Source organism: Streptomyces sp. NPDC005393 (assembly GCF_040606675.1).
Classification (GTDB): Bacteria; Actinomycetota; Actinomycetes; order Streptomycetales; family Streptomycetaceae; genus Streptomyces.
In genome coordinates, this window is the sequence record NZ_JBEXFG010000002.1 from 272,031 (window position 1) to 292,699 (window position 20,669).

The following is a 20,669-nucleotide window of genomic DNA, read 5'->3' on the forward strand; positions in this document are numbered from 1 at the left end:
CGACTCCACCGCGTCGGTCACCTATCTCCACCAGGTGACTGTCCGCCAGGAGCTGCCTAACGGAGGCGAAGATGTCTGATGAGCCCTCGTACACGGCAGGGCTGCTGCTCGCCGCCATCCGCGCCGCCGGCCAGGTCGTCGCTCCGCGCGACGCTTCTGTCACGGCGCAGTCCGCGCAGGCAGCGGCACTGGCGGGACGCGCACTGCTGGAACTGCGCGCAGCCGGGGAGACACGGTCCACCCTGCGGTTGGGCTGGCCGGTGGGCAACGCCCCCAATGAGGAACATCTGGGCAACCAAGTCCCCGCCCCGCTGCCGCGGTTGGTGACACTTGTGTCCGCGATGTGCGTGAAGGCGGCATGGCCGGACCCGGCTGTTCCCCTCTATCCCGGACAGCCCTTCAACGCGGAAAGGATCACCACGGCGTGCCAGCAGCTGGCAGCCCATGCCGAGCGGGTGTCCGCCGCACTGGAGCGCATCCTGCCCGAACACGGCCTGATCGCCTCAGACGGCCAGTTGCTACACCTTGGAATGCCGGTCCTCCAGCAGTCCATGGCCCTGGTAGCTGCTTTCACCGTGGTCGGGCCGCGGTTCCATTTCGTCCGTGGCGCCAGGATGCGGTTGGTCCTGTTGGGGGAATTCCGGCTGAGGATACTGCTTTCCCGGATGGCGCTGGTCCTGGTCGCTCATGTGATGTCCTCCCGATAGGCAAAGGAAACCGGGTGCCCCAGGCGTAATTCTTCTCCAACGGGGTCGCGCTTACAGCTGGTCGCGGGGGAGTGTCTCGTTCCAGGTACGGGAAAACACCCGCCGGTCGTTTTCGTAGCCGTCCAGCGTGGCGTCGACGAAAAGCTCCGTCTCGCTGGAGCGCAGCACGGTGTGGGTGACGACCCGTACGTCCCAGTCGTCGCGCCGGAAACGCATGGTCCAGGCCGACTCGCCGCTGACCGACGTGAAGTCGTCCGCCACGGCCGTGTAGCGCTCGTAGGCGCGGCGGTGGACATCGAGCCCGGTGTCCTCGTAACGCACCGTACCGGCGTCCTTGACGATCTCCAGCGCGGACCGGTAGCCCACCAGATCGCGGGTGACATCCCACCGCATCTCCGGCGGGTGCAGCTGTGTGGTGGCGACGGGCGGGGTGCCCTCCGGCTCGCCGAACGGGCGCTGGGGAGCCTCGTCGGGCTCGTCGGTTCCGCGCAGCGGCAGGGTGAGGGTGCTGGAGCCCTCGTACACGGTCAGCAGGACCGGCCGCGGCGGTGGCCAGGCGAGGGGCCAGTACGACGTGGACAGCGACAGCCGGATGCGGTGCCCGGGCGGAAACGCCTGGGCCACGCCGTTGAGCTGCACCGTGGCCCGGTAGCGGCGCCCGGGTTCCAGCGGTTCGAGGGCGCCGATGCCATCGCGGTGGGTGAGGTTCAGCAGGCCGTAGGTGACACGGGTGGCACGCCCGTCGGGCGCCACGTCGGAGAGCCGGGCGGCCACCATGGCCACCGGTTCGCTGACCGACAGCTCCAGCTCGACGGAGGGCGAGCCGAGGATCTCCACGGGCTCGGTGAGCACATCGGTGTCGAACACCATCGAGCCCCCGTCCTCCTCGCGCTGGTCGTACGGCAGGTCCGGCGGGGCGTTGTACGACGCCCACTTTCCGGCGAACTGGCCGACCGACAGGGGCGACTGCACCGTCAGCTCCCCGCCGCGCCCCGCCTCGTCCGCCGGCGGCTCACCGGCGGCGCCGATGCGGTGCCGGGTGAGCGGGTGAGCGGCCGGTTCGACGTGCGGTGAGGGCCAGTCGGGCTCGCCGACCCAGCGGCCCGGCCGCTCCTCGTACGACGTGGACGGCGGCACACTGTCCTGCATCCACGCCCGCAGCATGGGGCCGTCCATGGCACCGTTGTCGGCGCCCTTGAGCCAGTGGTCCCACCAGCGCACGACCTCCTGGAGGTAGCCGATGGCCGGGCCGGGCTCGCCCAGGTGCGGGAACTTGTGCGACCAGGGACCGATCAGCCCCTTGCGCGGTACGTCCAGGTGGCCCAGCAGCCGGGTGACGGCGTTGGAGTAGCCGTCCGCCCAGCCGCTGGAGGCCAGCACCGGACAGCGCACGGCCTGGTAGTCCTCGCACACCGAGGCGTGGCGCCAGTAGTCGTCGCGGCGCTGGTGGCGCAGCCACTCCAGCACCCAGGGGCGGGTCTGCTCCAGCCGTTCATGCCACATCTCGCGCCAGCGCTCGCCGACCACGACCGGGTCGGGCGGGCAGGTGGCGTAGGCGAACATGGTGCCCGCCTCGGCCAGGTTGTCCGACAGCAGAGCGCCACCCATGTAGTGCATGTCGTCGGCGTACCGGTCGTCGGTGAAGGAGGCGATGACGATGGCGCGCAGGCTCTCCGGCTGCCGGGCGGCGACCTGGAGGGCGGCGAACGCGCCCCAGGAAATCCCCATCATGCCGGTCGTGCCGTCACACCAGGGCTGCTCCGCGAGCCAGGCCAGGATCTCCTCGGCGTCGGCCTGCTCCTGCTCCAGGTATTCGTCCCGCAGAACCCCCTCCGACTCCCCGGTGCCGCGCAGGTCGACACGGACGCAGGCGTAGCCGTGGCCCGCGATGTACGGATGGTGGATGGAGTCGCGCACCGACGTCAGATCGCGCTTCCGATAAGGGATGTACTCCAGCACCGCCGGCACCGGCTCCTCGTCCGAGGACGTGGGGCGCCAGATGCGCGCCGACAGGCGGGTGCCGTCGCCCATGGGGATGGTGACGTGGTCTTCTTCCTTGGTCTCACAGGGCAGGTTGCTCAGGAAACGCATGCGGCCGGCTACTCCTTTCACTGCGGCACGACTCGATGGGTGCCCGGTGTCGCGGTCGGCACACGGGCCGACCGCGACCAGCCGGAGTCAGGTGTTCTTCTGGTCCCGGCCGCCCGGCGTGGTCTCCTCGAACGTGAGGTTCAGGGCCGCGACACACCGGTCGTACTTCTCCCGCATCTCCTCCTCGCTGTCTCCGCCGGTGAAGATGTGGGCCAGCTCAAAGCTGTAGCTGTCCTGCTGGTCCATCTCCGAGAGCCGCTGGCCCTCCTCGGGCACCACCTCGATGCGCACCTCGGGGATCTCGCGCTCGATGCGCTCGATGTCCTCCTGAGTGGGCACGCCGCGCGCCACACCGTCGGCGAACCACCGGTGGTACCACTTGGCGGCCATCCTGGAGGGGCCCTCGCGCTTGGGCAGGCTCGGGTCCTTGCCCAGGGCGAGGCTGAGCATGCAGTGGTGGTTGGGCACTCCGTCGACGTACTCGAACAGCTCGGCGTGCGACTGGGAGTGCCGGGGGTTGATCTCCAGCAGGTTGATCTCGTCGGTCTGCGGGTCGTAGAAGTACTCGATGCTGAACGTCGCCGAGTCCATGCCGATCTGCCGCATGACCCGCTTTGAGACGTCGTGCAGCCGCCGCACCACCGGCTCCGGCAGCGTGGAGGGGTACTGGTGGCGCAGGAAGCACGGGCTGTCGGGGTAGTCGATGGAGTCCAGCGCCCCGTAGACGGTGACCTCACCGCCCCACACGTAGCCCTCCACGGCGACCTGAATACCGGACAGCGCCTCCTCGGCCAAACACACCTCGCCGCCGACCCCGTCCATCTCCGGCGGGAGTTCCAGCCGGTCCAGGATGTAGTTGAACGGTCGGCCGACCCGGCCGATGCCCTCGCGGATCTCGGCGACCGCCGCTCGGAACTCCTCCTGATCCTTCACCCCGAAGGCCAGCTCCGAGGAGTACGCCAGGGCGGGCTTGAGCCACATGGGAAAGCGGACGCCCTCGGGCGGGCGCGGATCCCGCGCCGCCAGGTCGACCCGGCCGAAACGGGGATGCTCGTCGATGACCTTCTGCTGTTCAAGCCGACTCCAGTACTTGTGCTCGCACTTGACGACCGACTCCAGGCTCGTGCTGTGCGTGCCATAGCGCTCGCTCAAGAGCGGTACGAGGGTGCTCACCGGGAAGTCCCAGTAGCCGACGATCGCGTCGATACGGCCGTCAAAGGCGTCCAGTACCTTCTCCGCCTTCTCCATGAGGTCGGCCACGGAGACCTCACCGACCTGCAACTCCGCAACAGTAAGGAGGGAGTGAAAGCGGTACTCACCCGCATTGGGCACCTCGTGCAGACTGGGCAGATTGGCCTCGTCCAGGCCCACCACAAAGATGTTCTTCACGCTCACCGGCTCTCCCTCGGTCGTGCCCCGATGTCTGGCGGCCCAGTACCCCTCTGCGTGTCTTTAATCCCCAGCAGGTGACACGCGAACGGACGGCACCGGAATGCGGTCAGCGGTCCTCGCAGCATGCTGGTTATAGGGCGGGAATCGAGGGGAACCCGGGCCATGACACGGCAGACGCGCGAGAGAGGTCGAACCATGCCTGCAGGATCCAGCCGCAAGCGGGAACGGCAGTACGAGCACATCAAGGAAGGCGCGGAAAAGCGCGGTACGTCTACCGGCCGGGCCAAGGAAATCGCCTCCCGTACCGTCAATAAGGAACGTGCTCGTTCGGGAGAAGCGAAGTCCGCCAGCAAGACGTCGACGCAGGACCGGAAGTCCGCGCCGCAGCGCGGCGGCGAGCGCTCCCACCGCGGCCCCAAGGGCCCGACCCGCGACCAGCTGTACAACGAGGCCAAGCAGCGTGGCATCGAGGGCCGCTCGAACATGAACAAGCAACAGCTGGCCAAGGCACTCGGCCGCTGACCGGCACCGCACCGCCTCCGCCGACAGATGGAAATGTAAGATATTCGCATTTCGGGCACGCAGGCCGGGTACGGAAGAGATTCCCATCGCCGTAGGAGCCCGCATGCCGTTCAACCCAATGGAGCAGCGCGGAATCCCGCTCGACCGCCCACTGCGCACGTGGCGTGCGCGCGGCGCTGTGCCGTCGGGCGCCGCGGCGCGGGGCGCGAGGCGTCAAGCGGCGGCCGGGAGCCGCTGGGGCTGCGGCTCGGCCTCGACCTGTTCGCGGATGGTGCGGCAGCTGCGGGAGATGAGGCGGGAGACATGCATCTGGGAGATGCCCAGCTCCTCGCCGATATCGGCTTGGGTCATGTCGCGGAAGAATCGCAGGTACAGGATGTGCTGCTCCCGCTCCGGCAGCCGGTGCAGGCAGGGCTTGACCGCTTCCCGGGCGATGACCGTCTCGTAGCGGGCCTCGGGCCGGCCGAGAGTGTCGGCCAGCGAGTAGCCATCGTCCGCACCGGTCAACTCGGCATCCAGGGACAGGGAACGGTAACTGTCCATGGCTTCCATGCCGACGAGTACGTCCTCTTCGTCCATACCGGCGGCTTCGGCGACCTGCGCCACGGTCGGGGAACGGTCGGCGCCTTCCGCGTTGGCCAGCTCATGAATGGTGGCGCGGACCTTGTTCCGCAGCTCCTGAACCCGCCGGGGCACGTGCACATCCCAGCTGCAGTCACGGAAGTACCGCCTCAGCTCCCCCACGATCGTGGGGACGGCAAACGACTCGAACGCGCCTCCGCGCTGCGGCTCGTAGCGCTCTACGGCCTTCACCAGGCCCACAGCCGCCACCTGTTTCAGGTCATCCAGGTTCTCTCCGCGGTTGCGGTAGCGGCTGGCGAGGCGGTGGGCCATTGGCAGCCACGCGGCGACTAGCTCCTCGACCAGGACCTCCCGCTCGGGCCCATCGGACGCCACGGCCAGCCGCTCGAAGTCGGCCGCGGTGTCAGGGGCGTCGTCGTGACGGTGGCGGGCGGGTGCGGCGCTCATCGGTGTCATCTCTGCTCCCTGCTCGTTGCTGTCCAGCAGCGGCGGGAGCCAGCACGGCACATCTGGGGCCCACTACGCGTACGCGTGGCTCCCGCCAGGTGTGCCTGCTTTCCGAAGCACCTCAGTCACTGACTCTTCTAGCCCAGCACACTGACGTCAAACCGTTGTCTTTCAGCTCTTGGCAACTTCTCCCGGATCTGCCATCGCATCGGAGCCGCAAGCCGGGTGAATGGCAGTACGACACGGCACTCAGAGCCCTCTGGTACCCAGGAGCCCCCTGCCGAGTGGTCCGGGGCGCTCCAGGGTGCCCCTATAACGCCGCACCGGTTTACGGAGGAGCATCCCCAGCAGGGCGACGAGCAAGAACGAAGACCCTGCGATCGACGGAGCGGCCTGCGTTGCGGCGCTGGGCGGCCGGAGGCCGCGCGCGAAGCGCCGCAGGGTGGTCGTCGGCGTGGCTCGCGCCCGGCCGGCCTAGGCATCGCGCAGTCACCGAGTCAGCCCGGCAGCGCTCAAGGACGGTGCTTCGGCTCTCGTTCGGTGCAACAACCACGAAATGGGGAACTGGGGCATGCGATCGGGAGGGCCCGCGTATCTCGGCGTTCACCGGTCGGCGAGCACTGCAGGTGACAACGCGAGAGGAGATCATGGTGCCGCATGAGAGGTGGGCGCGGGGGCGGCAGTGGCTGGGACGGGCCAAATTCCCGGGGGGACTTACCCTGCAGGCCCTGGAGTTGATCGGCAAGAGCACTCTGGCGGCGAGCGCCTCGTGGTATGTGGCACATGACCTGGTGGCGGCGCAGACCCCCGCCTTCGCGCCGTTCTCGGCTGTGCTGATCATGCAGGTGACCGTCTACCAGTCTCTGCTGCAGGCGTTGCGCTATCTGGCTGCGGTCTGCGCCGGGGTCTTCGTGCAGGCCGGGCTGGGCTTCGTCGCTGGGCCCGGCCTGACCACGTTCGTGCTCGTGGCGCTCATCGCGCTGGCTATCGGCCGGTGGCGGCACCTGGGAGCCCAGGGGGCCCAGGTGGCGACGGCGGCGTTCTTCGCCTTCTCCACCTATTCGGCCTCTGCCGGCATGCGGCAAAGCGCCGAGCAACTCGGCCAGATCATCCTGCTGGTCGCGATCGGCTGCACGATCGGCGTGGCGGTCAACCTCCTGCTGTGGCCGCCGATGCGCTGCCGCAGCGCCGAGACCGGTATCCACACCCTCGCACAGGACCTGTCCGACCTCCTGGCGGACATCCACCCCGCCTTGCGCGAGCATGGCTTCGACAAAGAGCGGGCCCAGCAGTGGCGGCAACGCGCCGCCGAAATCGCCTGGCTGGTCAGCCAGGCCCGCACAGCACTGCACACCGCGGTCGAGAGCCGTTACTACAACCCCCGCCGACTGCTTCCCGGCAACAACTGGCACAAGGACTTCTCCGGCTACCGGGACGTCATCGACGCGCTGGAACGCGTCACCCACCAGCTCGCTTCCCTCACCCGCACCCTCCACCAGTGGCCACAGAGCGAAGAAGGAAACGAGTGCGTCAGTTTCCTGCGTGACTATGCCGACCTGCTCGAAGCGTTCGCCCAGTTCACCCGCCCCTTCATCGAGATCGACGAGAAGCGGCTGCCCCGCCAGGCAGAAGAGCTGTGCGAAGCCGCCAAGACGGTCCAAGACAAGCGTGAGCGGCTGGTCGACCGTGCCCAGAACACCTCACTCGCCTTGCACGACCCCTCCCGCCCCTACAGCATCCTCCTGGCAGAAGCCGTCCGGCTGACGGAGGAAGCCGAGCACTCCTGCGACGTGCTCGGCCACATCACCGACTGCACACACAAAACCAGCGGAAGGCCAGCAGAAAGCACCGCCTGATCGCGATGCCCCGGCCAGCACCGCGCCGCCACCAATCGAGTCCTTACCGAAGCCGGAACGGTTCACTCGTCAGGGGTAGAAATGCGTGAGCGACTCCGCCGCGCACGCCGGCTTTTCGGAACCTTCGAGTTCGAAGGTGAACTGACGGTGCATCTGCACACCGCCCCGGCTGACTTCGCGCACCTCCGACACCACGGCGTGCAGACGCACCCTGCTGCCGATGGGGACGGGAGCCGGGAAACGGACCTTGTTAACACCGTAGTTGAGCGCCATGCCGACCCCGGTGACTCTCAGCAACTCGGCGAACATCGGGACGCCCCAGCTGAGGATCATGTAACCGTGGGCGATGGTTCGCCCGAACGGGCCCTGTGCGGCCCGGTCGACGTCCGTGTGGATCCACTGGTGATCGCCGGACACGTCGGCGAAGGCGTCGATCAGTGGCTGCGTCACCTCCTTCCATGCGGAGCGGCCGAGGTCGCGCCCCGCGAGCGCGGTGATCTCGGGAATGCCGTTGACGGTCAAGGGCATGGTGGCAGCTCCTTCTTCGATGGTTGCGTGCGACGGCCGGAAGCCAAGGGCTCCAGGTGTTCGGGCGGGGTCACGGGGTGATGCGCTCGAAGACGGCCGCGAGCCCCTGGCCACCGCCGATGCACATCGTCGCGAGTCCGTAGCGCGCCTGCCTGCGGCACATCTCGTGAGCCAGCGTGGCCGTGATCCTGGCTCCCGTGGCCCCCACCGGATGACCCAGCGAGATGCCGGAGCCGTTGACGTTGATGCGGTCGTGGTCGGCGTCGGTGAGGCCGAGTTCCTGGGTGCAGGCGAGCACCTGCGCGGCGAAGGCCTCATTGATCTCGATGAGGTCCACCTCCGACAGATCGAGGTCCACCCGGGCCAGCGCGGTCCGCGTGGCGGCCACCGGCCCCAGTCCCATCGTCTCCGGCGCCACACCGGTCCGGGCGCACGAGACGAGGCGGACCAGCGGTGCGAGGCCCAGGGCCGCCGCGGTGGACGCGCTGGTCACCAGACACGCGGCGGCCGCGTCGTTCTGCCCGCTCGCGTTGCCGGCGGTGACGGTCGCCTCCGGGTCGGTGTCGAGCAGGACGGGGCGCAGGGCCGCCAGCTTCTGGGCCGTGGTCTCGGGACGCGGGTGCTCGTCGGTCCGGACCGTGACCGTACCCTTCCGGCCGGTCACGTCGACCGGGACGATCTCCTGCGCGAACCGGCCGGCCTCCATCGCCTGCACGGTGCGCTGCTGCGAGCGCAGGGCGAGCGCGTCCTGGGCCTCGCGGGAGATGCCGTAACGGCGGCGCAGGTTCTCGGCGGTCTCGATCATGCCGCCCGGGATCGGGTGGTTCGCTCCTCCGGCGGTGGTGCGTCCGCGTGCCAGTGCATCGTGCAGGTGCAGCGAGGGGGTCCTGATGCCCCAGCGGCCCTCGTGCGTGTAGAAGGGCGCGGAGCTCATGACGTCCACGCCGCCGGCGATCACCACGTCGCTGAACCCGGTGCTGATCTGCATGGCCGCGTCCAGGATGGCCTGCAGTCCGGAACCGCAACGGCGGTCGACCTGGGTCCCCGTGACCGAGTCGGGCAGACCCGCGTCGAGGGCGGCGACCCGCCCGATCGCCGGGGCGTCGGAGGTCGGGTAGGCGTGACCGAGGATCACTTCGTCGATCCGGCTCGGATCGATGCCCGTACGGCGCACGATCTCGGCGATGACCGTGGCGGCGAGCGCGGCCGGCCGCCGGCCGGCGAACACGCCTCCGAAGCGGCCGATGGGGGTGCGCAGCGGCTCGGTGATGACGACGTCGGGCAGTGCGGGCATGTCGAGGACCTTCCCGGGTGGCGGCGGGGGGTGTCTCGACCTTCACATGAGGCGACTGAGAACGTCCAATACTCAATCAGAGGTGAGCCGATATGTGATTCGTCTCAGTCCTGGCCGGTCCGCTGCGCGGGGGTGGGCAGCGCCTGCTCGGCCACCGCGAGGACTGTCCGCAGCGTCGCCGACGGATTGTCCCTGCGCCACGCCAGGGCGGCCTGCAGCCGGACGGGACTGCCGGCCAGGGGTCGGTACACCAGCCCGGTCTGCTGGATGTGCTGGCAGGACGTGAGGGTCAGGGTCACACCGACCCCGGCGGCGACCAGGGCGAGAATGGTGTAGGAGTCCGGCGCCTCCTGCACGACGCGGGGCGTGAATCCCACGTCCTCACATGCCCGGAAGGTGGCGTCGCGCAGCGAAGATCCCGCGTTCGCGGGAAAGCTCACGAACGGCTCGTCCTTCAGCGCTTCGATCGTGATGGTTTCGCGGTCCGCGAGCGGATGGTCCAGGGGGAGCGCGCTCACCAGTTCCTCCTCGCCGATGACGCGGGTGGCCACGCCCGGCTGGGTGACCGGCAGACGCACGAAGCCCAGGTCGAGTGAGCCGTCGGCGACCCGGGACAGGGCGACATTGGCGTAGGTCTGCCCCTCCAGGACGAGCTCGATCCCCGGGTGCGCGGCGCGCAGCGCCCTGGTCAGCCGCGGCAGGGTTTCGTGGCTGGACGCCCCCGCGAAGCCCACGCTGACCCGGCCGTATTCGCCCCGACCGGCCGCCTTGGCCGCACGACGTGCCTGGTCGAGGTCCTGGAGGACGGTCCGGGCCGGCTCCAGGAACGAGCGGCCGGCGCTGGTCAGCCGTACCGATCGGGTGTTGCGCTCGAAGAGCTGGACGCCCAGCTCCTTTTCCAGCCTGCGGACCTGCTGACTGAGCGGCGGCTGGGCCATCTGCAGCCGCTGGGCGGCGCGGCCGAAGTGCAGTTCCTCCGCCACGGTGATGAAGGCGACGAGATGACGCAGTTCCATCGACGGCTCCGTTTCTGGCGCCGGGCGCCGGTTCTCATTAATCAGACGTCTTAGTTCAACGCAAATTCGGTATTGGACTCTACTCAATGACCAGTGCCACGGTGAAGGCGTCAACCTCGAGCCCGCCGGAGGAGCACGCATGGGACCGGTCGTTCCGGAGAGTCAGCCCGCCGAACCCCACCGTCCCGCCGGGGACAAGGTCATGACGATGCGCGAGGCCATCGCCGCCTACGTCCACGACGGAGACACGGTCTGCATCGAGGGGTTCACCCACCTCATCCCGACGGCCGCGGGCCACGAGATCATCCGGCAGCGGCGCAGGCACCTCACGGTCGTCCGGATGACCGCCGACATCGTGGTCGACCAGATGCTCGCCGCCGGCTGCGTCACCAAGCTGGTCTCGTCCTTCGTCGGCAACTCCTCCGCCGGATCGCTGGGCGAGCTGCGCCGGCGCGTCGAGAAGGGCGTGCCGGAGCCGCTCGAGTTCGAGGAGTACAGCCACTACGGGATGGTGGGCCGCTACCTGGCGGGGGCCCAGCGGCTGCCCTTCTATCCCCTGCGCTCCTACGCCGGCAGCGATCTGCCTTCCGTCAACCCCGCCATCCGCAAGGTGATGTCACCGTACGCGGCGGAGGGAGGGGAGCCCGAAGCGCTCTACGTCGTGCCGCCCATTCATCCGGACGTGACGATCGTCCACGCACAGCGCGCCGACCGGCTGGGCAACACCCAGGTCTGGGGACTGACCGGAGTCCAGGCGGAAGCCGTCTTCGCGGCCCGGCGAGCCGTCGTCGTCGTAGAAGAGGTCGTGCCCGACGAGGTCGTGCGCTCGGACCCGAACCGCACCATCATCCCGGCCCACGCCGTGGACGCCGTCGTCGCCTGCCCCTGGGGCGCGCACCCTTCGTTCGCCCAGGGCTACTACGACCGGGACAACGACTTCTACCGGACCTGGTCGGAGATCAGCAGGGATCCCGGCCGTCTGCGGTCGTGGATCGCGGAGTGGATCCTCGGCACCCGTGACCACGCCGAATACGTCGCGAAGCTCGGCGCCGGGCTGCGTTCCCGCCTGGCCGTCGGCGAGGCGCTCAGCCTCCCGGTGAACTACGGACGCCGCCGATGAACTCCACCAGGAACACGCTCCGTACAAGCAGCCGTGCCCGCCCCGACGTGCACGGCACGAGAAGGAGGAATGCGACGTGACCGCCGCACCGCACCGGGCCGTCACCGCGGACATCACGTCCTCGGAGTTGCTGTCCGTCATCGCCTCGCGCGAACTCGCCGGCAGACGGACCGTCTTCGCGGGCATCGGCCTCCCCACCCTCGCGGCCTCGCTCGCGCATCTCACCGTGGCCCCCGGGCTGGAGATCGTGTACGAGTCCGGCGTGTGCGGCGCGCACCCCTCCCACCTGCCGGAGACCATCGCCGACTCGGTCCTGATCACCGACGCCGAAGCGGTCCTCTCCATTCCCGCGCTCTTTGGCTATGTCCTCCAGGGAGGCCACATCGACGTCGGATTCCTCGGGGCGGCGCAGATCGACCGGTGGGGCAACCTCAACTCCTCGGTCATCGGGGACTGGCACCGGCCCGCGGTCCGGCTCCCCGGGTCGGGCGGCGCCATGGAGGTCATGGCCAACTCGCGCGAGGTCTTCGTGGTGATGCGACGGCACGAGGTGCGGTCGTTCCCCGCCGAACTCGACTTCTGTACCTCTCCGGGACCGGACCGCGCGCAGGCCGACGGCATCCGGCCACGAGGGGCCGGGGTGACCCGGGTGATCACTGATCTGGGCATCCTCGCGAGGGAAGGCATCGGGGAGGAACTGCGGCTCGTGGCCGTGCACCCTGGGGTCACCGTCGACCAGGTCCGGGCGGCCACCGGTTGGGACCTGCGGGTCGCCGAGGCCGTGGACACCGTCGAGCCTCCGACCGAGGCCGAACTCCGCCTGCTGCGCGAGGACGTCGATCCCCGTCGTGTCTATCTGCGCTGAAGAAACGAGGACCTCCCATGCGTATCAGGATCATCGGTGCCGGCGTCATGGGCCGTGGCATCGCCCAGTGGGCCGCGACCGCGGGCCACGACGTGGAACTGTGCGACGCCCGCCCGGAGTCGGTGGACGACGCGCTCGCCTTCATCCGGGACATGCTCCGCCGGGCGGTGGACAAGCGGCGGCTGACCGACGACGAGGCCCGGGCCGCCGAACGTCGGATTGTGGCTGTGGACCCGCCCACCTCGGACGGCGAGAAGGTGGACCTCGTCATCGAGGCGGTCCGCGAGGACCTGGAGACGAAGACCGAGCTCTTCCGCCGACTCGAGCGCACCATGCCGGCCGGGACCGTCTTCGCCACCAACACGTCTTCGCTGCCGGTCACCCGCATCGCCGCCGGCCTGACCGATCCGTCCCGGCTGGTGGGGCTGCACTTCTTCAACCCGGTGCCGCTGATGAGGATCGTGGAAGTCGTCCCGGGAGCGCTGACCCGGCCGGACATCCCGCCGCGGCTGGCCGACCTCGTCCGCGCCACCGGACACAAGGCCGTCGTCGTGGCGGACACCCCCGGCTTCCTGATCAACCACGCGGGCCGCGGACTCGTCACCGAGGCACTGGCCCTGCTGGAGGAGTCCGTGTCCGACGCGGTGGGCATCGACCGGATCGCCCGCGACGTACTCGGCCTGCGCATGGGCCCGTTCGAGCTGATGGACCTCACGGGCCTGGACGTCACATCCGCCGTCATCGACTCCATCTGGCAGGGTTTCCAGCACTCGGAACGGCTGCGCCCCTCGTACCTCACCCCCAACCGGGTGGTCGCCGGCCTGCACGGGCGCAAGACCGGACGCGGTTTCCACCCCTACACCGACGGCCGCGCCGTGATCCCGGCCGAGCCGCCGGTCACCGGAGACGCCCGGCGCCCCGTCCGGGTCGCCGGTGACGGACCGGACGCCGACCTGCTGCGGCGGGCCCTGGCCGGGCAGGGCGCGGACCTGCGGACCGGGCCCGGGCAGATCCCGCCCGAAGCGGTGGTGCTCGTGCCCACCTGGGGCACGACCGTCGCCGACGCGGTGGAGCGCGAGGGACTGCCCGCCCAGCGCACGTTCGGGGTCGATCCCCTGTCCGTCACCACGGGCCGGCGCGTCCTGGCCGTGACCCCCGCGGCGGAGCGCCAGGCGATCCGGCACGCGCGCGCCGTCCTCGCGGGAGGCGACCGCGGGGAAGGCGGCGATCCGCGCAGTGTGTCCGTGGTCTGCGACACCGCCGGATCGGTCGCCCAACGGCTCCTGGCGTCCATCACCTCGGTGGCGGCCTCCATCGCCGAACAGGGCATCGCCACCCCGGACGCCATCGACACGGCGGTCGTGGCGGGCCTCGGCTACCCCGTGGGCCCGCTGGAGTGGGGCGACCGGATCGGCCCTTCCCACCTGCTCACCCTGCAGCGGCGGCTGTACGCCACGACCGGCGACCCGCGGTACCGGCCCACCCGCTGGCTCACCGAGCGGGCCCAGCTCGCACTGCCGCTCACGCGGCCCGCCGTCGCCCCCGGCGACCTCGTCTGACGCACGCCCCGTGCTCCGTACCCTCCCAAGGAGAACCAGCGATGTACCCCCAGGACTTCGGCCTCACCGAGACGCAACGCGACATCAAGGCCATGGCCGCCGAATTCGTCGATACGGAGATCGCCCCGCACGCCCGCGCATGGGACCGGGCCGAGCAGGTCGACCCCGTGATCGTGAAGAGGCTCGGTGAGCTCGGCTTCCTGGGGCTGACGGTGCCGGAGCAGTACGGCGGCGTGGACGCCGACATGCTGTCGTACACGCTGGTCACCGAGGAACTGGGGCGCGGTGACTCCTCGGTCCGCGGAATCGTCTCCGTCTCGCTGGGACTGGTCACCAAGACCATCGCCGCGCACGGCTCGGAAGAGCAGAAGCAGCAATGGTTGCCGCAACTGGTCAGCGGTGACGCCCTGGGCTGTTTCGCCCTGACGGAGCCCGGAACCGGCTCGGACGCGGGATCCCTGGCCACGCGTGCGGTGCGGTCGGGCGGCGACTGGGTGATCGACGGCAGCAAGATGTTCATCACGAACGGCACCTGGGCAAAGGTCGCCCTGACGTTCGCGCGCACCGACGAGGGCGTCACCGCCTTCCTGGTGCCGACCGACACCCCCGGCTTCACGGCCACCGAGATCCACGGCAAGCTCGGTCTGCGGGGGCAGGCGACCGCCGAGCTCACCTACGACTCCGTACGCGTGCCGGATTCCACACGACTGGGCCAGGTCGAAAAGGGCATGGGCATCGCCCTGGGCGCGCTGTCACGCGGCCGCGTCTCCGTGGCCGCCGGGGCCGTGGGCGTCGCGCAGGCGGCGCTGGACGCGGCCGTGCGCTACTCCACCGAGCGCACCCAGTTCGGCAGGCCCATCGCCTCCTTCCAACTGGTACAGGAACTGCTCGCCGACTCCGCGGTCGACGTACGTGCCTCCCGGCTGCTGACCCACCAGGTCGCCCGCATAGCCGACGCCGGAGCCGGCCCCAAGGAGTACGCGGTGGACGCCTCCGTCGCGAAGTACCACGCCAGTGAGACCGCCGTCCGTGTGAGCAACAACTGCCTCCAGGTGTTCGGCGGTTACGGATACATCGACGAGTACCCGCTCGGCAAGTACGTCCGTGACGCCCGTGTCCTCACCCTCTACGAGGGCACCAGCCAGGTCCAGAAGCTCATCATCGGCCGCGCCCTGACCGGGGTGAACGCCATGGTGTGACCCCGCCGGCGCGGCCGGGCCACCCCTTCGGAGACCGGAACCAGTGATCAAGGACGCGCATCATGGGCTTGAGCATTGTCGTCTGCGTGAAGCACGTCCCCGATGCGGGCGGCGAACGGGGCTTCACGGCGGACATGACCACCGATCGGGAGTCCTCGGACGGCACGGCGGGGGGGTGCCCAGACGACGGGCCAGAGTCAGGAGTTCCAGCTCCGCGGCGGACGCCGTCCTCGTGACCTCCACGGTCGAGAACAAGGAGATCGCCGCACGCGCTGCCCTCCGGCTGGGGTCGGGCCTCATCACGGACGCCGTCGACCTGGAGGCCGGCGAGCACGGCCCGGCCACGCAGTCCGCCTTCGCCGGGGCGTATGCGGTGAAATCCGTTGTCCGGCGCCAGATTCCCGTCATCGCGGTCAAGCCGAATTCCGCCAGCCCGGAACCCGCGCAGGCCGCCGGCATGGTGGTGCCGGTCACCGTTGAGTTTTACCCGAGCGACTCGGCCGCCGAGGTCGTCTCACGCACCGAACGCGTGACCTCCGGCCGGCCCGACCCCACCGAGGCCGCCGTCGTCGTCTCCGGTGGCCGCGGCCTGGGGTCGGCCGAGGGCTTCCGGCTGATTGAGGAACTCGCGGACGCGATGGGCGCCGCCGTGGGAGCGTCCCGCGCCGCGGTCGACGCCGGCTGGTATCCGCACGGCAACCAGATCGGGCAGACCGGCAAGCAGGTCAGCCCCCAGCTGTACGTCGCGGCCGGCATCTCCGGCGCCATCCAGCACCGGGCGGGCATGCAGACGTCGAGGACCATCGTCGCGATCAACAAGGACGCCGAGGCACCGATCTTCGACCTGGCGGACTATGGCGTCGTCGGTGACCTCTTCGACGTGCTGCCCCAGCTCCTCGCCGAAGTCCGGGCCCGGCGGAACTGACACCCACCATCGCGTCGTGCCGAGGGGTGCACGGGTGAGTGGCTCAGCGGCCCTTCGGCGGGAAGAGGGTCCAGGTCGTCGACGTCGCCCAACTCTTGCTGGGCTCCGTCAAGACCCCGGTGCCGTGACTGTCCTACGAGCAGTGCCGGGTGGACCGTACCGCTTGCGGTACGGTCCACCCGGCACGTGCCCGCACGTCCGGTCGGTCCCGGGCGAGGAAGCAAGGGATGCCCTCACGGCGCCATCTGCTCCGGGACGTCGATACCGAGCGCGCGCAGTTTCCGGTAGAGCGTGGTCCGGCCCATCCCCAGCAGTTCCGCGGCCCGGGACCGGTTGCCCCCCGCTTCGGCCAGCGCGCCCAGGATGGCCTCGCGCTCCATGGATTCGATCCGTGTGAGTCGTCGGCGTTGCACAGCCGTGCGCAGGTGCGGTGGCAGATGTTCGTGCTGGATCACCTGGCCGGGACGCTGCCGCGCCACCCCCGTCAAGGTCCTTCGCAACTCGGCCACGTTACCGGGCCAGTTCCAGCGCAGGAAGGCCTGCAGGGCCGCGGAGGACAGCATGCAGCGGTGCTCGGGGCCAGACGACGATTCGAGAAGGGAGCGGATCAGCTCCGGGATTCTGTCCGGGGTGACGGCCAGCGCCGGGACTTCCACGCATGCGGCGATCTGGGAGACGAGGTCGGCGACCGCCGGCGGACATGCCTCCGGATCGAGGGTGAGTACGAGCCGGGGCCGCGGATGCACAGGGCCCGCCGTGGCGACGGCTTCACGGACGAAGGAGTCCAGGGCCTTGATCCGGTTGACCTCCTCGCCGGGAAGGCTCTCCAGATGCCGCACGATCACGCTGCGACCTTCCCGGAGGGCATCGAGGGTCTCTCCCAGTCTGCGAACGCCCGTGCCGGGGTCGGGGAGCAGGGCAGCGTCCACGACGAGCGGCTCACGCTCCGGGTCGTGCCGGCGGATCCAGGACCGGGCGGCGAACAGCTTGCCGGCGCCGCCCGGTCCGGTCAGCGCGACGGTTCCGGTGCCGTGCGCGGCGTGCTCGATCGCGCCTTCCAGAGCCGCTTCCCAGGACACCGGCGCAGGGCTCGTGGCAGTTCGGTCGCCTCCGGGCCGACGCGCTTCGGATATCCGCTTCTTCCCGGACTCGGTCGGCACCTCCACGAGGAACGCCGAGCCGTCCCCGAGTCCGTCGATGCGTCGGGCCAGTACCGGTCCTTTGAACGTCGGGAAGTCGACGTCCAGATGTTGCTGGCCCGGGCTCAGTTCCGCGTCACGCAGTGCTTCCCAGAGTAGGGCGTGCACATCGCCGCTGAGGAAGGACAGGCCGGCGACGTTCGCCAGCACGGTGTCCCGGTCGAGGACGAACATGGGGTTGCGCGTGGACCGGTGCCGGAAGTACGACATGGTCAGCGCGATCTCCCGGGAGCCCGCCGTCTCGGTGAGGTGCTGTTCGATCTGGGCGGCCGCCTCCCGCGCCATGCTGAGCATCAGCGGGTGGGAGACCTTCAGCAGGCTGGCCAGGGCGAGCGACCCGACGGGCCGCCCGGTGAACGGGTGCCGGATGGGCGCGCCGGCGCAGGCGAGGTTCGCCAACGCGTCGTTGAAGTGCTCGCTCCCCCGCACGAACAGAGGCTGCCTGGCCTCGATGACCGTGCCCAGGCCGTTGGTCCCGATGGCGACCTCGGAGAAGTCGAAGCCCTCGGCCGCCGAGGCGCTGTCGAACCTGTTCCGTTCGGTGGGATCGCTGATGCGGCGGTCGACGATGTGGCCGCACTTGTCGCTCAGGAAGACGGCGACCCGCATGTCGCCCAGCCGCTGCTGCCACCGGTCCAGGATCGGCCGGGCGGCGCGCAGCAGCTCGCTCTCCGGATCGATGGCGTTGGTGCGACGGGAGGGCAGGCCCTGGTTCGCTGCGGCGTGGCAGATGGACCGGCGCCAGCTGCTCTCGATCTCCGCGGGCACCTGCAGCTCCACCGCCGTATGCAGTCCGGAACTCATCAAGGTCTCGCGGGCCAGGCGAACGGTTGCGTCCGAGACGGGGGCTGGAGCCGGGTTCATCAGGCAGGCACCTCCACGTTCCTTGCGCTCAGCACGATGCGGCCCGATACGCCGCCCTGTGTCAGACGGTCCAGGGAGGACTGCACCGACTCGGCGCTGAGCACCGCGTCGATGATCGGGATGCGCGGCAGTTCATCCCGCTTGGCCAGTTCCACCAGCGACCGGAGTTCCTCCGGGGAGCCGACGAAGCTGCCGCGGACGGTCAGCATCTTGAGGGCCATCAGGGCGGTCGGCACGGTCAGTTCGCCGCCGAACAGGCCCACCTGGACCAGCTGGCCGGCCTTCTGCAGGGCGTCGAAGGCCGCCTGCGCGGTCGCGCTGTTGTTGACGAAGTCGATCACCGCCGGGACCGGGCCGCCGCAGGTTTCGATGATCTTCTTGCTCACTCCGTCCTCGGTGGACAGGACTGTCGTTGTGGCACCGAGTTCACGAGCCACATCCAGGTTGCGTTGTGAGACGTCCACTGCGCAGGTCGCCCGGTGGCCGAGGGCCTTGAGCGTGGCGACCGCGGTGAGACCGACTCCGCCTGCGCCCATGACCACCACAGGGTCGTCCGGGGACTGCGGCAGCACCTTGCTCACCGCACTGTAGGCAGTCAGACCGGAGCAGGCAAGGGTGGCCGCCCAGGACAGATCAAGCCCGCCGATGTCCACCAGGTACTCCTCGTCGGGGACGAGGATGTGATCGGCATAGCCGCCGTGGCGGGCGACTCCGAGGTTCTTGCCGTTCGGGCAGTGGTTGTCCCGCCCGGTGCGGCACTGCGGGCACTGACCGCATCCGATCCACGGATAGACCAGGCGCACATCGCCTGGGGCGTGTCCGACGACTCCGTCGCCCACCTGGTCGACCACGCCGACGACCTCGTGGCCCATGACGAGGGGGTAGGTCACACCCCGGTCCGCCAACCGCATGCTGCCGCGGCTGCCGAGGTCGTAACCACCCTCGCGCAGGTGGGTGTCGGTGTGGCAGACACCGGAACGGAGCACCTTCAGCAGCACCTGGGCACCCACGGGCTTCGGTGTCGGCAACTCGATGTCGATGACAGCCGAGCTGTCCTCGGGGACCGCGAACGCGTGCATGTCTCTCCTCCGCCTCGGCCTGCCGCGCAGCCGCCCTGCATGTCGAGGGCCTACGACGCGGGCAGGAAGAATTCAGGAAACGCGAGTTGTGAACCGCTTTTCATACTTTGGGGACGATGTGATCCCCGACTGCCGCCCAGGGTGTGGAAGGCAGGTGCCGGACCGCGAGCACGCCGGGCCCCGCTGTCCCGTGCCCCTCGGCCGGACGAGCGCGGGGAACCGGGCCGCCGCGGCGAGCGCTTCGCTGAACCGTCGTTCCCTCGACGCCTGAATTCAGCGTAGTTAACAGCGCGTGTCCACGGTGTTTCACTTCGGAACACTCCATCGGGCCGCGCTCACCCCCACGCTGGACGCCACCGGCCGTCAGGTGCCCCGCCGAGGCCCCCGGGCTCTCAGGGGGACCGCCGGCGGGTTCTGACCTCCGCGGTCCTTCCGGTTCCGTCCTCGTACGAAGGGGTATTGAGGTGACCACCTCCGCTTCCGCCGCACCCGCCGTGTCATCCGAGTCCAGCGCCCTACAGGTCCTCTACGCGGACTGGGCGCAGCTCATGGAGAGCACGCCCGACATGTCCGTCCGGCTGCTCCGCAGTCTCTTCGACGAGTGGCACCAGCCGACCCGCGAGCCCGAAGGCGTGACCTACCGGAAGGAGGTCGTCGGCGGCGTTCCGGGCATCTGGGCCCTGCCCGTCGATGCCGATCCGGCGAAGGTGCTGCTGTTCACCCATGGTGGCGGCTTCGCCGTCGGCTCCGCGGCCAGCCACCGCAAGCTCGCCGGCCACGTGGCCAAGGCCCTGGGCGCGGTGTCGTTCGTCCTGGACTACCGCCGCGCCCCGGAGCATCCGCACCCGGCGCAGATCGAAGACGGAGTCGCCGTCTTCCGGGCGCTGCTGGAACGCGGCATCGCACCGCGGGACATCACCACCATCGGTGACTCCGCGGGCGGCAACCTGGCCGTCGCCATCCCGCTCGCCCTGCGCGAGCAGGGGCAGCCGCTGCCCGGCCGTGTCATCGCCTTCTCGCCGTGGCTGGACATGGAGAACTCCGGCGACACTCTGATCACCAACCAGGCCACCGACGCGCTGATCACCCCCGAGCTGCTCTCCGGCATGATCGCCGGCGTGCTCGGCGACAAGGTCGGCCCGACCACGCCGTTGGCCAACCCGCTGTACGCGGACTTCACCGGTTTCCCCAAGCTCTACATCGACGCCGGCTCCGTCGAGTGCCTGGTGGACAACGCGACCCGCCTCGCCGACCGGGCCCGGGCCGCCGGCGTGGACGTCACTCTCTCCGTCGTCGACGGGATGCAGCACGTCTTCCCCATCCTCGCCGGCCGCGCGCCCGAGGCCGACGCCGAGATCCAGCGCATCGCCCAGTGGTACCGCGGCTGACGCCTGCCTTCCGACGAGAACCGAACCAGAACAGAG

16 protein-coding genes and 2 pseudogenes are annotated in these 20,669 nt (G+C 69.7%); 10 read left to right on the forward strand and 8 right to left on the reverse strand.

All coding sequences use genetic code 11. The features are described 5' to 3' along the window. Nucleotides 1-71 precede the first annotated feature (71 nt). On the forward strand, nucleotides 72-707 hold the full coding sequence (locus tag ABZS71_RS03735; RefSeq protein WP_356207316.1) for a hypothetical protein: 636 nt from the start codon (nucleotides 72-74) through the stop codon (nucleotides 705-707). Nucleotides 708-758: 51 nt separating this feature from the next. Here ABZS71_RS03735 and ABZS71_RS03740 read toward each other — a convergent pair whose 3' ends face one another. Together ABZS71_RS03740 and ABZS71_RS03745 are read right to left on the reverse strand one after the other, a co-directional pair. Then, a complete protein-coding gene (locus ABZS71_RS03740; RefSeq protein ID WP_356207318.1) occupies nucleotides 759-2,798 on the reverse strand; it encodes a CocE/NonD family hydrolase in 2,040 nt (679 codons plus the stop codon). An 87-nt stretch (nucleotides 2,799-2,885) separates the two neighbouring features. Next, the gene (locus ABZS71_RS03745) at nucleotides 2,886-4,193 is read right to left on the reverse strand and encodes an ATP-grasp domain-containing protein (protein ID WP_356207321.1); all 1,308 of its coding nucleotides are present in this window, start codon (nucleotides 4,191-4,193) and stop codon (nucleotides 2,886-2,888) included. Nucleotides 4,194-4,385: 192 nt separating this feature from the next. Between ABZS71_RS03745 and ABZS71_RS03750 the strand changes: the two genes are divergently transcribed. Further along, a complete protein-coding gene (locus ABZS71_RS03750) occupies nucleotides 4,386-4,712 on the forward strand; it encodes a plasmid stabilization protein (RefSeq protein ID WP_356207324.1) in 327 nt (108 codons plus the stop codon). Nucleotides 4,713-4,925: 213 nt separating this feature from the next. On the opposite strand, the gene ABZS71_RS03755 is transcribed toward ABZS71_RS03750, so the two are convergent. Continuing rightward, nucleotides 4,926-5,741, reverse strand: coding sequence for a SigB/SigF/SigG family RNA polymerase sigma factor (locus ABZS71_RS03755; RefSeq protein WP_356207327.1), 816 nt, complete (start codon nucleotides 5,739-5,741; stop codon nucleotides 4,926-4,928). 647 nt (nucleotides 5,742-6,388) lie between these two features. Between ABZS71_RS03755 and ABZS71_RS03760 the strand changes: the two genes are divergently transcribed. After that, nucleotides 6,389-7,597 (forward strand): hypothetical protein, encoded by a 1,209-nt coding sequence (locus tag ABZS71_RS03760; RefSeq protein WP_356207330.1) that lies wholly within the window; start codon nucleotides 6,389-6,391, stop codon nucleotides 7,595-7,597. A gap of 69 nt (nucleotides 7,598-7,666) precedes the next feature. On the opposite strand, the gene ABZS71_RS03765 is transcribed toward ABZS71_RS03760, so the two are convergent. The 3 genes from ABZS71_RS03765 to ABZS71_RS03775 all read right to left on the reverse strand — a co-directional run bounded on the left by ABZS71_RS03765 (nucleotide 7,667) and on the right by ABZS71_RS03775 (nucleotide 10,435). Further along, nucleotides 7,667-8,125 (reverse strand): MaoC family dehydratase, encoded by a 459-nt coding sequence (locus ABZS71_RS03765; RefSeq protein ID WP_356207333.1) that lies wholly within the window; start codon nucleotides 8,123-8,125, stop codon nucleotides 7,667-7,669. 70 nt (nucleotides 8,126-8,195) lie between these two features. Then, complete coding sequence (locus ABZS71_RS03770; RefSeq protein WP_356207335.1) at nucleotides 8,196-9,419, reverse strand: acetyl-CoA C-acetyltransferase; 1,224 nt, start codon at nucleotides 9,417-9,419, stop codon at nucleotides 8,196-8,198. 104 nt (nucleotides 9,420-9,523) lie between these two features. Then, the gene (locus ABZS71_RS03775) at nucleotides 9,524-10,435 is read right to left on the reverse strand and encodes a LysR family transcriptional regulator (protein ID WP_356207337.1); all 912 of its coding nucleotides are present in this window, start codon (nucleotides 10,433-10,435) and stop codon (nucleotides 9,524-9,526) included. Between the two features lie 139 nt (nucleotides 10,436-10,574). Here ABZS71_RS03775 and ABZS71_RS03780 point away from each other — a divergent pair, with 139 nt between their 5' ends. From ABZS71_RS03780 to ABZS71_RS03805, 6 genes and pseudogenes are all read left to right on the forward strand, one after another. After that, nucleotides 10,575-11,555, forward strand: a complete 981-nt coding sequence (locus ABZS71_RS03780; RefSeq protein ID WP_356207340.1) for a CoA-transferase — start codon at nucleotides 10,575-10,577, stop codon at nucleotides 11,553-11,555. A gap of 76 nt (nucleotides 11,556-11,631) precedes the next feature. Further along, nucleotides 11,632-12,420, forward strand: a complete 789-nt coding sequence (locus ABZS71_RS03785; RefSeq protein WP_356207342.1) for a CoA-transferase — start codon at nucleotides 11,632-11,634, stop codon at nucleotides 12,418-12,420. A 17-nt stretch (nucleotides 12,421-12,437) separates the two neighbouring features. Further along, a complete protein-coding gene (locus ABZS71_RS03790; RefSeq protein ID WP_356207345.1) occupies nucleotides 12,438-13,979 on the forward strand; it encodes a 3-hydroxyacyl-CoA dehydrogenase NAD-binding domain-containing protein in 1,542 nt (513 codons plus the stop codon). A 41-nt stretch (nucleotides 13,980-14,020) separates the two neighbouring features. Next, nucleotides 14,021-15,178: an acyl-CoA dehydrogenase family protein gene (locus tag ABZS71_RS03795; protein ID WP_356207346.1), complete on the forward strand. Its 1,158-nt coding sequence runs from the start codon at nucleotides 14,021-14,023 to the stop codon at nucleotides 15,176-15,178. 62 nt (nucleotides 15,179-15,240) lie between these two features. Continuing rightward, nucleotides 15,241-15,342, forward strand: a pseudogene (locus ABZS71_RS03800) (electron transfer flavoprotein subunit beta); the annotation flags it as partial. 23 nt (nucleotides 15,343-15,365) lie between these two features. Then, a pseudogene (locus ABZS71_RS03805) lies at nucleotides 15,366-16,103 on the forward strand (electron transfer flavoprotein subunit alpha/FixB family protein); the annotation flags it as partial. A 233-nt stretch (nucleotides 16,104-16,336) separates the two neighbouring features. Here ABZS71_RS03805 and ABZS71_RS03810 read toward each other — a convergent pair. Both ABZS71_RS03810 and ABZS71_RS03815 read right to left on the reverse strand, forming a co-directional pair. Further along, on the reverse strand, nucleotides 16,337-18,166 hold the full coding sequence (locus tag ABZS71_RS03810) for a helix-turn-helix domain-containing protein (RefSeq protein WP_356207348.1): 1,830 nt from the start codon (nucleotides 18,164-18,166) through the stop codon (nucleotides 16,337-16,339). Beyond that, nucleotides 18,166-19,245: an alcohol dehydrogenase gene (locus ABZS71_RS03815; RefSeq protein ID WP_356207351.1), complete on the reverse strand. Its 1,080-nt coding sequence runs from the start codon at nucleotides 19,243-19,245 to the stop codon at nucleotides 18,166-18,168. Before ABZS71_RS03815 ends, ABZS71_RS03810 begins: the two co-directional genes overlap by 1 nt. A gap of 464 nt (nucleotides 19,246-19,709) precedes the next feature. Here ABZS71_RS03815 and ABZS71_RS03820 point away from each other — a divergent pair, with 464 nt between their 5' ends. Further along, the gene (locus ABZS71_RS03820; protein WP_356207353.1) at nucleotides 19,710-20,633 is read left to right on the forward strand and encodes an alpha/beta hydrolase; all 924 of its coding nucleotides are present in this window, start codon (nucleotides 19,710-19,712) and stop codon (nucleotides 20,631-20,633) included. Nucleotides 20,634-20,669: the final 36 nt, after the last annotated feature.

What these genes read in the sequence shown, in the direction of transcription:
- ABZS71_RS03765 (WP_356207333.1), bottom strand. Translation starts at nt 8,125, where the DNA reads ATGCCCTTGACCGTCAACGGCATTCCCGAGATCACCGCGCTCGCGGGG.
- ABZS71_RS03735 (WP_356207316.1), top strand. Translation starts at nt 72, where the DNA reads ATGTCTGATGAGCCCTCGTACACGGCAGGGCTGCTGCTCGCCGCCATC.
- ABZS71_RS03780 (WP_356207340.1), top strand. Translation starts at nt 10,575, where the DNA reads ATGGGACCGGTCGTTCCGGAGAGTCAGCCCGCCGAACCCCACCGTCCC.
- ABZS71_RS03760 (WP_356207330.1), top strand. Translation starts at nt 6,389, where the DNA reads ATGGTGCCGCATGAGAGGTGGGCGCGGGGGCGGCAGTGGCTGGGACGG.
- ABZS71_RS03755 (WP_356207327.1), bottom strand. Translation starts at nt 5,741, where the DNA reads ATGAGCGCCGCACCCGCCCGCCACCGTCACGACGACGCCCCTGACACC.
- ABZS71_RS03795 (WP_356207346.1), top strand. Translation starts at nt 14,021, where the DNA reads ATGTACCCCCAGGACTTCGGCCTCACCGAGACGCAACGCGACATCAAG.
- ABZS71_RS03810 (WP_356207348.1), bottom strand. Translation starts at nt 18,166, where the DNA reads ATGAACCCGGCTCCAGCCCCCGTCTCGGACGCAACCGTTCGCCTGGCC.
- ABZS71_RS03775 (WP_356207337.1), bottom strand. Translation starts at nt 10,435, where the DNA reads ATGGAACTGCGTCATCTCGTCGCCTTCATCACCGTGGCGGAGGAACTG.
- ABZS71_RS03740 (WP_356207318.1), bottom strand. Translation starts at nt 2,798, where the DNA reads ATGCGTTTCCTGAGCAACCTGCCCTGTGAGACCAAGGAAGAAGACCAC.
- ABZS71_RS03815 (WP_356207351.1), bottom strand. Translation starts at nt 19,245, where the DNA reads ATGCACGCGTTCGCGGTCCCCGAGGACAGCTCGGCTGTCATCGACATC.
- ABZS71_RS03790 (WP_356207345.1), top strand. Translation starts at nt 12,438, where the DNA reads ATGCGTATCAGGATCATCGGTGCCGGCGTCATGGGCCGTGGCATCGCC.
- ABZS71_RS03750 (WP_356207324.1), top strand. Translation starts at nt 4,386, where the DNA reads ATGCCTGCAGGATCCAGCCGCAAGCGGGAACGGCAGTACGAGCACATC.
- ABZS71_RS03770 (WP_356207335.1), bottom strand. Translation starts at nt 9,419, where the DNA reads ATGCCCGCACTGCCCGACGTCGTCATCACCGAGCCGCTGCGCACCCCC.